The sequence below is a fragment of the Methylocapsa aurea genome (assembly GCF_000746085.1).
In the GTDB taxonomy this organism is placed as follows: Bacteria; Pseudomonadota; Alphaproteobacteria; order Rhizobiales; family Beijerinckiaceae; genus Methylocapsa; species Methylocapsa aurea.
On record NZ_JQKO01000001.1, the window covers coordinates 553,072 to 566,069 of the forward strand.

Annotated in this window: 9 protein-coding genes; 1 reads left to right on the top strand and 8 read right to left on the bottom strand. The window is 61.0% G+C overall.

The genetic code is table 11. The features are described from left to right. Positions 1-64 precede the first annotated feature (64 nt). From DL86_RS02610 to DL86_RS02635, 5 genes are all read right to left on the bottom strand, one after another. Positions 65-1,609: an acyltransferase domain-containing protein gene (locus tag DL86_RS02610; protein WP_202899148.1), complete on the bottom strand. Its 1,545-nt coding sequence runs from the start codon at positions 1,607-1,609 to the stop codon at positions 65-67. Positions 1,610-2,978: 1,369 nt separating this feature from the next. Then, entirely contained in the window at positions 2,979-4,145 is a 1,167-nt protein-coding gene (locus DL86_RS02620; RefSeq protein WP_036257689.1) for a DUF3095 domain-containing protein, read from the bottom strand. Positions 4,146-4,494: 349 nt separating this feature from the next. Continuing rightward, the gene (locus tag DL86_RS02625) at positions 4,495-6,039 is read right to left on the bottom strand and encodes a peptide ligase PGM1-related protein (protein ID WP_036257691.1); all 1,545 of its coding nucleotides are present in this window, start codon (positions 6,037-6,039) and stop codon (positions 4,495-4,497) included. Between the two features lie 324 nt (positions 6,040-6,363). After that, positions 6,364-6,834, bottom strand: coding sequence for a hypothetical protein (locus tag DL86_RS02630; protein ID WP_036258113.1), 471 nt, complete (start codon positions 6,832-6,834; stop codon positions 6,364-6,366). Between the two features lie 155 nt (positions 6,835-6,989). After that, entirely contained in the window at positions 6,990-7,514 is a 525-nt protein-coding gene (locus DL86_RS02635; protein ID WP_245276173.1) for a phosphatase PAP2 family protein, read from the bottom strand. 406 nt (positions 7,515-7,920) lie between these two features. Between DL86_RS02635 and DL86_RS02640 the strand changes: the two genes are divergently transcribed. Then, on the top strand, positions 7,921-8,418 hold the full coding sequence (locus DL86_RS02640) for a L,D-transpeptidase (protein ID WP_425348886.1): 498 nt from the start codon (positions 7,921-7,923) through the stop codon (positions 8,416-8,418). A gap of 18 nt (positions 8,419-8,436) precedes the next feature. On the opposite strand, the gene DL86_RS02645 is transcribed toward DL86_RS02640, so the two are convergent. The 3 genes from DL86_RS02645 to DL86_RS02655 form a co-directional block, all read right to left on the bottom strand. Next, the gene (locus DL86_RS02645) at positions 8,437-8,913 is read right to left on the bottom strand and encodes a YaiI/YqxD family protein (RefSeq protein WP_036257697.1); all 477 of its coding nucleotides are present in this window, start codon (positions 8,911-8,913) and stop codon (positions 8,437-8,439) included. A gap of 98 nt (positions 8,914-9,011) precedes the next feature. Continuing rightward, positions 9,012-10,727, bottom strand: a complete 1,716-nt coding sequence (locus DL86_RS02650) for a DEAD/DEAH box helicase (RefSeq protein WP_036257698.1) — start codon at positions 10,725-10,727, stop codon at positions 9,012-9,014. 127 nt (positions 10,728-10,854) lie between these two features. After that, positions 10,855-12,906, bottom strand: a complete 2,052-nt coding sequence (locus tag DL86_RS02655) for an acyltransferase family protein (protein ID WP_051952498.1) — start codon at positions 12,904-12,906, stop codon at positions 10,855-10,857. Positions 12,907-12,998: the final 92 nt, after the last annotated feature.

Here is a 12,998-nt window from a genome sequence, read left to right on the forward strand (position 1 = left end):
AAAGTGTGAAAGTGGATGGGACGCAAAAATTAGGTGCGGGGCCCACAATCCATTTAACGATGTCTTACGCCGCGGCTGTCGCCTTGCGTTGATGGGTAAAGATGAAATCGGCGATCTGCCCCATCGTCTTGTAGTCGCCCATGCGGAAATTGGCCGGCAGCGGCGGCAGGCCGTAAAGGGTGGCGACGCGCCCGACAATTTCTGTTTGCTTAACGGAGTCGATGCCGAGTTCCGCCTCGAGCTCTACGGCCTCGCTGAAGACCTCCGGCGGATACTCCATCGCCTCCGCATAGATATTTACCAGCTCGTTGAATAATTGCGCGCGGGAGAGTCCAATCGCCGCGACGCCATTGGTTGACGCGGCGGGCTTGACCGGATCGCGCGCAAGATCCGACACGCGGGCGGAAGGCGCAGAGTTCTGAGGCTTCTGCCGTGCAAGAAATTGCGCAAATTCCGCTTTGATTTGCAGAAGCATGAACGGGCTGCGTTCGCGCCAGAACGCTTCGAATTCAGCGGAAGCGTCAATCGACTCGGGAGCATTCAACATATTATCCTCCTTAAAATAGGCGACCATTCGCCGAACATTGTCCAATTCATCGCCTGGTCCCAAAAGAGTTGGAAACGCTTTGATGTCTTTCGACCGCAAAACGCGAATTACAATCTTGCTGAGAGCATCGAGCGCGCCGCATTCGAAATAAACGGACACGCATTGCCGTTGCAAAAAGCGGACGGCGTCGGCGAAGAGCACAGGCGACGCGAGATGACCCGCGAGACAATCGCCGAAAGCGTCGCCATCGCGGTAATAGCGTCCCAGAATTGGCGAATATACCGGGCACCGCAGAGGCGATGCCGGATAGGCCGCAACGCGCGCGGCAAAGATTGGGACCACCGGCGCCAAGCCTGGATGGTGGAATCCATAGGGCGATTTCAGTCGTTGCGCCGATATCTTGCGCTCGGCGCAATAGGCCACGAAGGCGCTCACTTCGCTTTCGGACCCAGAGACAACAGTCTGCTTGTCATGATTTTCGACGGCGATCGCGAGCGCCGCCGCGCGCGGACCATCCCGGCGATCGGCGCCCCATTCTTCGAGCATCGCGCGCACATCGGCGGGTCCCTCTAAGATGGCCGCCATGCATCCCTCTCGCGGCGCCGATGCGGCGAGGCTTTCAACGCGATCGCATACGATTTCGGCGCCGTGCTCGACCGTGTAGACTCCTGCGCAAACCAGCGCCGCGATCTCGCCGAAGCTATGCCCCATCAACAAATTGGGCTCGACGCCATCTTCAAGAAGAATTTCATGCGCAGCGATGGAGACCGCATAGATGGCCAGTTGCAGCAACGAAGGATCGGACTCGAGCAGATCCGCTGTTGTGTTGCGTTCATCCCACATCGTCGCGATCATCGATCGTCCAAAGCGGCGGATGGCGACAGCCTCGATCGTGGCGAGCGCGCGTTCGACGCCAAGGCAATCAAAGCGCGTTTCCCGCAAGGCCCCAGGATAGAATGCGCCCTGCCCAGGGAACAGAAACGCAATCCGTCTTCCGCCCAGGTCTTGCTCCCCAAAGTCATGCTCGCCAAAGTCTTGCTCGGCCAGGTATTGTGCGCCCAAGTCTTGCTCTAAGTCTCGCTTCGCCGACATGCCGATGCTTCCTTGGCTCTGCAGAAGTTAAATTTCAAAACGCTAGTGACGGACGTCAGACAGCCGCGACGCGACATCAACGGAGGCGCCGTCGTAATTGGTGTTGAATTTTGGTTTAGATCTAACTCCAGCCTAACGAGGTTAGGCGCTGGAGAGATAGCTTGCTTTGTCCGAAAATTTTTCCGGTTTGATTAAATGAAATCTCAGCCGTTGTTGCACAATGTTGAAGTGACGGCGTTGGACCGCGTGAGCAGTTTCTATACTTAAAAATTGTAACCGCTCTGTGTCCTTCCGCACGCCAGCGCGCAGCTTTGGACCGGGCCTTCAGCGCCGGGCGCGGTCGGCGACCGCCAAACGCTTGAATTGGCAAGGCTCATAAGGATTGCGGCCGCAAGGATTGGGCATCACAGCAACATTGCCAAAGCGCCGCGATGCAAAGGCGTCATGTTCGCCGCATTCACGCCAGCGCAACACCACCGGCCTACACTACGGACGCCGGCGCCTATTTCCTAAGCCTTTCAATAGGCGTGATTTTGTCAACGCGCGCTTCTGATCGGCGCGCGAACTCCACCGGAGTCTTCTCGTCCTACATCAGAGCCAACGCTACTTCCGCGTTGACAGATGGGCTAAGGCGCCAGCATCGACATCGGGTCGTCCGATCAGCGGCCATTTTGCCAACGCCAAAAGCAACGCCTGTTGCGGCATTGACAAAAATATGTAGTGCCTTTCTGTGGTGCGTGTAGAGCGCTTTCTGATTCAACCGAAAGCCAGCGCTACGTCTTATCTCATTGCATTCTCCAGCGGACCCATAGCCGCTTCGCTCGAAGCGATCTGAGGGCGGCTCTTCATTTGGCTCGCTCCATCGTGCGACGACACAAAAGTGACAAATAATATTTGATGACATATTATATCCGCTGATTGGACATAATGTCAATGCTGGAAGCTAATGCTCGGCTGGTGAGGGGGCGATCTGCAGGCGAAGCCACGCATTCTGGCTGCCTGGAAGGAGTCGACGTCAAGTCGGACCGCCCGGGGAGAATGCCGTCCCGAGGGCATTTCCAGAAAAGTTAATCGACGTTTTCGATCAGAGAATGCTTCAACTCATTGAATCTAAGCGACGCCCGTCTGATCAGATGAATCTTTCCAATCGGGAAGCTCTTTTGAAGACGATCGGCGGCAGCTTTGCTCGATGGAAGCGAATTTCACCCAATCATCTCCGAGATTTCAGGCTACGGGTCTGCATCTTGACGTTTTGCAATGCCGCCAACGCTGATCGCGATTGCAAACCCTGCCAATCGCCGGGCAAAATCGTCCGAATGAGCGAGGCGCGTCTCGAGCCTCACCCGAAGCCGTTCATCGCTTTCAGCGCCGCCGCCGCCGCCGCATAGCCGCCGCGGGCGCCATCGATGAAGTGGAGATGGTCGCTATCTGCGGGCGAGGGCGTGTAGCAGGTCATCACCGCGGCGTCCTGGCGGTGCAGGCCATAATAGACCGTTCCCGCCGACGCCGCGACCTGGAGCCGCCGCTCAATCGCTTCAGCAAGCTCCGGCGCACAATCAAGAATCATGCGGAGACCGTCGGCGAATTTGCGGAAATCCGAATTCTCGATCACTTGCCGCATATAGGTTGCGGGCGTGAAGCGGCCGACGCGAATTCCATAGCGCAAGACCAGGTAGTAAAGGAGCGTGCGCGCGAGGACGGCTCCATGCCGTGCGAACAGCGGCAAACGGGCGTTGCGCGTTGCGCGCGCCTCGAGTTCCGACCCCGCCGAGGGCCAACGCATCCATGGTCCGCCGGGCGGGATAGGCCTCGACATATCCGGGGTCCTTGCGACGATCGCGACAATGTCCTCGATCGCGGCGCGGAAGGCGTCCGGGTCGGCGCCGCCGGCTGGAACGATCACCAGCGAAAGGATCAACCCGCGTGCGGCCGGCATTTCTTCGAACCGGCAGGAGAGGCCCGTGAGGTCAGGACGAACTCCGGGCGACGCCGGCTGAACCGCGAACCGGCCGCGCTTCATGGCGGCGTCCACCCATTCCAATCCGCCCCCGGAAAACATGGCGTAGGATACGTTTGGCGATGGCGCGAAGCGAGCTACGCGCACGTCGACGCCGTGCGCGCGCAGGCGTGCGACCGGCGCCAGCGCAATCCTCATAATGAGGCCGAGCTCATCCCGCACCCATGCCGCAGTGGCGGCGAGCGCATCGCGCACGCGGGCAAGATCCTTAGGCGGCGTCGCGAAACTCGCGCCATCGCCGCCGAATACGTAGGGGAAGTCGCGACCCTCCAGCGCATTCTTGACCGCCGCGATGACAGCGGCGCCGGCCATGTTCACTGCCTTGTAGTGATTTTCGGCAATCGCCTTGGTTGACTGTACGACATCGGCGGCGCCGATTGTCCAACTATCGGGCAATGGCTTATAGAGCGCCGGCTCCATCACACTGCCAAAGCCGTCGAAGACCGGTATGCTCGCGTAGAAGAGATCGCCGTCGGTGCTCTCGCTCACTTCGGTTTCACTTGCGAGTTCGCTTGTAAGTTCACTTGCATGGCGGCCCCGCCGGATCGAATTTCCGCGCCCTTTGGGCGCGCGAGACGGCCAATTTATTGTCGCCAATCCTAGCCGAAGACCGCGTCGCCAGCAACCATGCCGAGGCGTCGGACGACTAGAGCGCTTTCAGTTTCAGAGGAAACAGAAAGGAGCTCTAGATCTTCGTTTTGTCGCATTTTCTTAACGCGAACCGGCATCCACTTCGCTCGAAAATGCTCTAAACGAACCTTTTCGGAGGGCGCGCGGCCGTGCGATCATCGATCGCTTGGCGAAGACATCAGCCGCGGCGAAAAGATGCGCAGACAGATCATCCTTGCGACGCCTGCTCGCGATCAAGCACGGCGACGGTCTCCCGATAAAGCCGGTCCGCATCGCCATGCGAAGGCCCGACGCAAACGACGCCAAGTTTGCCAAACTCCGACAGCGCCCCGATCAGATGAAAGACCACGCCCTGTTGCGTCGCGCCGTTGAAATGCAGCCCGTTGACCACCGCAATATCGAGAAGATCGGTTGGCGTCAGCCCGCGGTAGCCCGGCGCCTCCAGATTATCGGACGCGTAATAGCAGCACGGCGCGCCGGAGGGCGCGCGGAACTCTCCGCTTACGGCGTCATAATGCCCATCGGTGAGGAACTGGAGCATCATGAAGGGATGGGTTGTCCCGCCCTTGCGCAGATTGATTTCTATGGCGCGATGGCGCCATAGAGCGCCATCCCACACCGATAGGAAGTCGATGCCGAACCGTCCCAAGACGCCGCGATCCCGCAAGATCCTTGCGGCTTTCATTCCTTCGTCTTGGATCGCCAGCCGATAAGAATCGTCGGCCGGGAAGCGGCACCCAAGAAACACCTGATTGGAGCGTCCTCCGAGCACCTGATCATGCGTTGAAACCGCCTCGATCTGGCCGAGCGGATCGATCCGGTATTGCGCCGAGGGCGATCGCTTCTCGGAGCCCTCGATAAATTCCTCCACGATCGCGCCCATTTCGCGGATCTTGGCGCCATAAAGCTCAAAGGACATGTCGCGGGCTTCAAAGGCGAGCGCGGGAAGCCTCGCTTTGATCCAGCTCTCGAGGCCTCCGCGCTCAGGCGCGCCTTCAAAGGCGAAGACCGCGTTGCCTTCCCCCGAAAATCCCTCATTGAGCTTGACGATGGCTCTTCGCAGACTTGCATCGCGCCGCTTCAATTCGACGAGGGCTGCGGCGACGTCGTCGGCGTCCGAAAGGTTCTCGACGCCAACAGGGAGCAGCGCGCCGGCCTCGCGAAGGATTGCTCGCCCCCCGCTTTTCGACCCAAGCGGCAGCAGGGCCGGATCGCATCCATAGATCGGAAGGCTCAATCGCACCGCCAGCGTGCGTTCCAGCGGCGATACATTGAAGCAGGACATATGCGCGCTCGCGGGCGCGCCGATGGCGTCGCGGAGACGCGCCACCAATCGCGGACGCGCCAAAATTTTCGCGGCGAGAGGCTTCGGCGTCGAATCGAAACAGGACAAAAGCGTCAGGCGCTGGCGGGCATGGGTCGCCGGGACGCCGGGGAGAAGATGAAGATAATAGTCGATGATATCGTCCGACACCGGCTGGCTGGTGACATAGACGATCCGAGTCCTCGGCAATTTCAGCAGCATCAGCATGCACAGCATGCGTTCTTCGTAATGATGCGCGCCGCTCACCCGCGCCATCACATCCGGATCGAGGCTCAAGCTCGGAATTATGACGACAGTGCGGGACGCGGCCGGGTCTGGAAAAAGCTTGCGAAACAAGTCCGGCAGCCGAGACTGCACCTCCCGAAAAGCCGCGAGTTCGGCTGCCGATCCTGGTTCAGGCGCGGCGAGGAATGGCTCAGCCTCGTTCATGGCCCGCGCTCCCGATCCGCCGCCAGCGCTGCCTTCCGGCTCGGCCCACCCCTTAGAGCATGTTCTTATGAGACATCGGATATATCCGATGTCTCATAAGAACATGCTCTAACTCATTGACTCTAAAAGATTCCTTCCCAATTAGATGAACTCATCTGATCGGGAAGCCCTTTAGCGCGCTAGAAGAAAAACAATATCCAATTCAATTCGTTCCTCCCAGAGATCGATGCGAAAGCTGAAATTTGGATCCCGGCCAAAGCCAGAGCGCGTTGGCTTCGCGATCCTGACTTGGATCCTGCCCGCCCATTCCGAGCGCGTTTTTCGCTAGCCTTCTGGGCCGCCGGCGTCGAGGATCCAGGTGCGATCGCAGAATGCGACATAGAGCCGTTCCTGGCCAAGGGCGGCGCCGAGTTCGACCGCGAGTTCGTTCAGCATCGCCTCGATGGCCTCATCTGGCAAATGTCCGAGATAGGCGTGCACCGCCTCGCCGGTGAAAATAGCCACCGGTTCGCGATCGGATCCGGCCGTGCCGTCGGGACGGGGCCAAGCGTAGGTCACCTCGGCGCGCGCGAACATGCCGGAAAGAGCGGGCAGCCCCGCTCCAACCCGGCGGCTCATCCAGGCTCGCGCGGTGCGAACGGCCTCGGAGACGTCGTAAACCCGCCCCTCCGTGTCCCAGCCCTCGCGAAGGCCGACCGTAATCCTGAAATCCCGGCGCGGTCCCTCGGAGCCTGGGACGATGGCATAGTCCTCTCGCCTGGGCGCGGCGGCGCGCCGGGCAACGCCTTCGCTCACTTTCGCATCCCCGTTGTTCGGGCGCGCAGAACCGCCCTCATTCAAAGGAATGAAACATGTCGGAATCGAAAAAAGCGAGCAACATTTTTGAGGATATGCTCAAGCGGACCGTCTGGCATGGCGCACAAGCGGGGCGCTGTCCGCCCTGCGCGAAACTACCAGACGGCGAGGAGGCAAGCAGACAGCGGATAGGCCAAGACAACGCCCATGAACAGGCCGCCGAAAATGTCGCTCGGATAATGATGAGCGGTCGCTATGCGCGACCAAGCCATGCAGCAAAGCAATGCGACCGCCGAGAGGGCGGTCGCGGGCAAGACAAGGACGATCGGAACAAGCACCCCGGACAAAGTCATTGTGTGCCCGCTTGGAAAAGAATGCTCGTCGAGAACCGCGAGCAACGAGCGAAGATGCGGATCCACGCGAAAGGGTCTTGGCCGGCCAATGCGCCGCTTGATCAGCGGAAAGAGGCAATGCAGCAAAACTGCGTTCAAACCGGCGAGCGCCGCCACCTGAATTCCGGCGCTGCCCAACCAACCGAAGATGAGTGCGCCGAGGATGGGATAAAGCCAACCATTGCCCAGCTTGCTGATGACGATGGCGAAGGCGCGGCCAACCGCCGGCTTTGCTGAACGAGCGATAAACCGAACGGCGGCGAGGTCCGCGGCGAGAAGTCTTGCCACCCAAAGCGCCCTCAAGGAGCCATCGCCTCCGGCCCCAGGAAGAGGACCGGGGCATCTCAGCGTGGATAGATGATTCGGCATGACATCCATGCCTCTTCACATAAGGTATTGACACGGCATTTTCGTGACAGTTTGCGGCCCCGGTCCGGCAACCCGCCGCCTCGATCCTGACGACAAGGCTTTTCCCGCGCGGCTTAGCCGTGGCGGCGACTTGTTCGTCTCCCGCCTCCGCCATAAGGGCCCTGCCCCATCAAGAGCACATTTGCGACCAAATTGGGTGCTTCAACCCAATTTCTGTCGTCCCAACTGGAGGAAATCAATGCTTCGAAGGACCATCGCGCGCGCCGGGGCTCTTCTCTTTTTATGGACCAGCGCCCTATTAACCAGTTCCCCGGCTACCGCCGACATGAACCCCTTCGCCCGAGGCCCCCTGGCCGATTTCCTCGGTCTGTTTCGCCAACAAGCCGTCCCTCGTCAGATCGTCCCGTGGGACAAAGGATTTTCGGCGGGCACCGTGGTTGTGTCCACAAGCGAGCGCCGCCTCTACTACGTTCTTGGCGACGGCCGGGCGATCCAATATGGAGTCGGCGTCGGCCGGGAGGGCTTCACCTGGTCCGGAACCAAGACGGTCTCGATGAAGCGCGAATGGCCGGGGTGGAGTCCGCCGCAGCAAATGCTCCGCCGGCGTCCCGACCTGCCGCGCTATATGCCGGGCGGGATCGACAATCCATTGGGCGCCAGGGCGATCTATCTTGGGTCGAGCCTTTATCGCATTCATGGCTCGAACGAACCCGAGACGATCGGGGCCGCCGTGTCTTCCGGCTGCATCCGGATGACCAACCGCGACGTCGCGGACCTTTACGATCGGGTCAAGGTCGGCGGGAAGGTGGTCGTCCTGCGCTGAACCGGCTGTTTCCAGCGCTCAAGGACCAAAGCCAGCGCGTTGCAGCCGGACGATCGCGAGATCGAGCGCCGACAGAAAGGCAGAGCGATCGCGCGGCGCAAAAGGTTTCGGTCCCCCGGTCGCCTCCCCGATCGACCGCAACTCCTCGAGCAGATTGCGCGTCGCCAGGGCAAGGCCGATCGAAGCCTCGGTGAAGGCCCGCCCATTCGGCGCGATTACATTCGCCCCAGCCTTGACGCAGCGGCTGGCCAGCGGAATGTCGGCGGTGATGACGACATCGCCCAAAGCGACGCGCCCGGCGATCCAGTCATCGGCCGCATCCGGACCGGCGGCGACGACGATTCGTTCGATCGAGGCGTCCCTCGGCACGGCGATGGGGCTATTGGCCACGACATAGACTTTCGACCGCCGCCGCTCGGCGACGCGATAGACCTCGGCCTTGACCGGGCAGGCGTCGGCGTCGACATAGATCGCGATTTCTTTGGGCGGACTCAAAACGCGCTTTCTTTATGCTTGCTCTCGATCGCGATTGGTTTCTGGCGCCCAATCATGACCGCCTGCCCCGCTCTCGCGCCAATTGGCGCCGCACGGCCCTATTCCATCTTGCCTCTTTTTCGCTCGGGCTTGCCGCCGGCGGCTTTGGCTTTGTGCAGCGCCGCCGGATGCGCCCTGCCCCCGCCGCCGCTCTCGGACCCAGAGGTCACCGGCTCTATGCGGATGGGATCGCTGTCCGGTCGGAGGATATTGAGCGCGAATTGCCGGGCGGCGGGCGCGGCGACCTCGAACTTCGTCTCGCGCTCAAAAATGCGGATCGCGCCAATATCCTGTTTGCCGATCTTGCCGCGGCGGCAGATCATCGGCAAAAGCCAGCGCGGATCGGCGTTCTTCTTTCGCCCAATGTCGAGCCGGAACCAAACGCCGCCGCCCGGCCCGCCATCGCGCGATGCTTCCTTGTCGCCGCGGCGCTGACCCGGAGTCTGGCGCGGCTCGCGGCCCTGTCCCGGGTCCTGCACTTCCTCCGGCGCCGGCAAGCGCGCGCGGTAGACGCGCACGAGAGCGCTGGCGATGTCCTCCGCCGTGCGCTCCGCGAGCAGGGCGCGCGCCATCGCAAGATCATCCTCATTGCCGTCTCCAGCCAGCAGCGGGTCCTGCAGCAGGCGCTCCTGATCCAGCTTGCGGATCTCGTCCGCAGTGGGCGGTCCGCTCCAGATCGGCTGAACCCCGGCGCTCGCGAGCAATTGCTCGGCGCGGCGGCGGCGCGAATTAGGGATGAGCAAGACGCTGACGCCCTTGCGGCCGGCGCGGCCGGTCCGCCCGCTGCGATGCTGAAGGATCTCAGCGTCATGGGGCAGATCGGCATGGACCACGAGGTCCAGACCGGGCAAATCGATGCCGCGCGCCGCCACGTCGGTTGCGACGCAGACGCGGGCGCGTCCATCGCGCAGCGCTTGCAGGGCGTGATTGCGCTCGTTCTGGCTTAGTTCGCCGGACAGGAGAACGGCGGAAAAGCCGCGCTCCAAAAGGATCGCCTGCAGATGCCGGACCGCCTCGCGCGTATTGCAGAACACCAGGGCGCTTTGCGCCTCGACCAGCCGCAACACATTCACGACCGCTAGCTCGACCTCGTTCGGCGCCACGCGGATCGCGCGATACTCGATGTCGGCATGGCCGCTCTCGCCTCCCGCGACCTCGATCCGCGCCGCATCGCGCTGATAGCGCTTGGCGAGCGTCGCGATGGCCTTGGGCATCGTCGCCGAGAACAGAAGCGTGCGCCGTTCTTTTGGCGTCGCATCAAGAATGAACTCGAGGTCCTCGCGGAAACCGAGATCCAGCATTTCATCCGCCTCGTCCAGCACGACGGCCTTGAGCTTGGCGATATTCAGCGCGCCGCGCTCGATGTGGTCGCGCAGGCGTCCCGGCGTTCCGATCACGATATGCGTCCCAGCGGCGAGTTCGCGCCGCTCGCGCCTCGGCTCCATGCCGCCGACGCAGGAGACGACGCGAACACCCGCATAATGATAGAGCCAGGCGAGTTCGCGATGCACCTGCAGCGCCAGTTCGCGCGTCGGCGCGACGACGAGGGCGACCGGCTCGGCCGCCTCGCCCATCAGCTCCGCCGCGCCAAGAAGGGTGGAGGCGATCGCCAGTCCATAGGCCACCGTCTTGCCGGAGCCGGTCTGGGCCGAGACGAGAAGATCGCGTTCGGCGGCGGCAGATTCGAGCACGGCGGTCTGAACCGGAGTTGGATCGTTATAATTGCGCTCGGCGAGCGCGCGCGCCAACGCTGGACTTGTCGTAAGAAATGCCAAGTCTGAACTTGCCCCTTTGTGAAAGAAATGCGCCCCATCGGCGCCTTTAGAGCATTTTCTTAACGCGAACCGGCGACCACTTCGCTCGAAAATGCTCTAAAAGAAGATTGAAGGCCGGCAAAACACGTCAGCGCGCCAGCGATCGCAGCGTGCTCGCGAGGTCTGTCCGTTGTGCTAGAAGGCGGGAGCCATCATAGGACAGATGTCCCCCGTCCCGATAGACAAAGATTCCGTCAATCGATGTTCGGCATGAGTTTGCGCCACAGAGCCAGGCATCGAATCGGAAGATCTTCACGTCCAATTGGCTCGCCGCCCGCGCCAGAAAATCCAGCACGCCGCGCTTCAACTGGTGATAGTCATCGAGGTGAATTTGACAATCTTGAGGAGCGCCAAGAAACGGTTTGCCTTCGATCAAGCGCTCCAAGCAGCCCCCGACATTAAACCCTCCAGAAGGCGGCGGCGCCACGATGACGACGCGCTTTCCCAAGGACCGCAATGCATCCAGGCTTCGCCGCAACCCCGCCAGGGCGGACTCCGCGCTCGGCTCGATAATTTCAAACGCGCCATCGGCCTTCTTCAGATCGACGACGGACGCTGAGTCGACATATTGTGAGAAGGGGCTGGACAGGACGACGGTCTCGATCGATGCCGCATGGGCAAGATAGTCGATCACCGATTGATTGAACGCGATGCAGCCTTCGGCCCAATTTTTATTGTAGCCGAAGCGAAAGACCTTCTCGATCGGAGCCAGCCCCAAAAGCGGGCCGCAGTTGGCGCGCGTCGCCTGGATGACGCCCATTTCGCCGCTTGTCGCCGCGAGTCCCGGCACAAGATGCATGGCGAACGAATCGCCCCAAACCATGATCATCGGCTTTTCGGAATTGCGGCATTCCGGCTTTGACACGAAGCGGTCGCCAAATTCACACGCCCGATCGAAGCCGAAGTTGATGCGTCGGATATGCTGAAAGTCGGCGCTGCCTGGCGTAGCGGCGGCAATGCCGGAAGGAATCAGGATCAAGCCGAGAGACGCCGCCAAAGTTTTCGCGAGCAGGTTCCCGGAAAAGCGGAAATTCGACCTGCGGACCGGCGTCTCCACATAGCGGTAAAGCAAATAGCCGAGACCAAGCGCGAGGACCAAGGCAACAATTCGGACCGCGATAGGAGGATGGCCGGCCTCCTCCCCAGCCCAAAGATTATTCGCGAACGCAAAAATTGGCCAATGCGCCAGGTAAAGCGAATAGGAGAAGTCGCCAATCGCCGCCAGCATCAGGACCGGTGCGCCGAAATTGCGCATCGGATAATGACGCAAAATGACGACAATGGTCGCCAGGCACATGATCAAGGCGTCGGGGCCCGGATGGTTGCCGCCGAAAGGAAAAAACGGGATCGCGAGCAAAGCGAGCAAAGCCGGAAAAAACAGCGCCCGAGCATAGCGGTAAAGCCGGCTGTCGGCGCCGATCAACGCGCCGATCGATCCAATCGCAAGCTCCCACCCGCGCGTCGGAAGGATATAGAATGTCGTGACCGGTTTTACGTGGCCCCCGATCGCGCAAAGAATGAGACTGACGGCAAACACGCCGACCATCAATGGAAGCCAGCGGCGCGCCGGAACGAAGACCAGGGCCGCGGGCATGATCAAATAATACTGTTCCTCGATCGCCAGCGACCAGACGTGAAGCAAGGGCTTTAGGTCGCCGGCGCCCTGAAAATACCCGGTCTGCTGCGACAGGACGAAATTGCCGGTGAAGGTGACGGCGCCGATCATCTGTACGGCGAAATCGCTCAACTCTTTGCTGGTCAAAAAGAGCGGCGCGAGCAACGCGGCCGTCAAGAATGTGACGTAAGCGGCCGGAAGCAAGCGTTTGGCGCGGCGAAAATAGAATTCCGAAAAACGGAAGTCGCCTCGCTCTATGCCCGCCTTGACCAAGCCAGTAATGAGGAAACCCGAAATGACGAAGAAAACGTCGACGCCAAGATATCCCGCCGGCAGGAAGGGCATTTTAGCGTGATGCAGGACGACAAGAAGCACCGCAAGGCCACGAAGCGCTTGAATGTCGGTGCGGATTTCTTTCATTTGACCTGAAGGGAAAAGCTGCGCGCGTCGATCGATCTCAATGCGCTTAACGGACGCGAGCGGCAATGCGGACGGCAGGTTGGCGAGGGGAAAACGCTTCGCCATTGATCTTGAATGGCGCCTTGGCATGTCCGGCGCGCCACCGGTAGCAGATCACGACGCAAGGTCAAGGATCCAAGGGCGAGGCCAATCCGCAG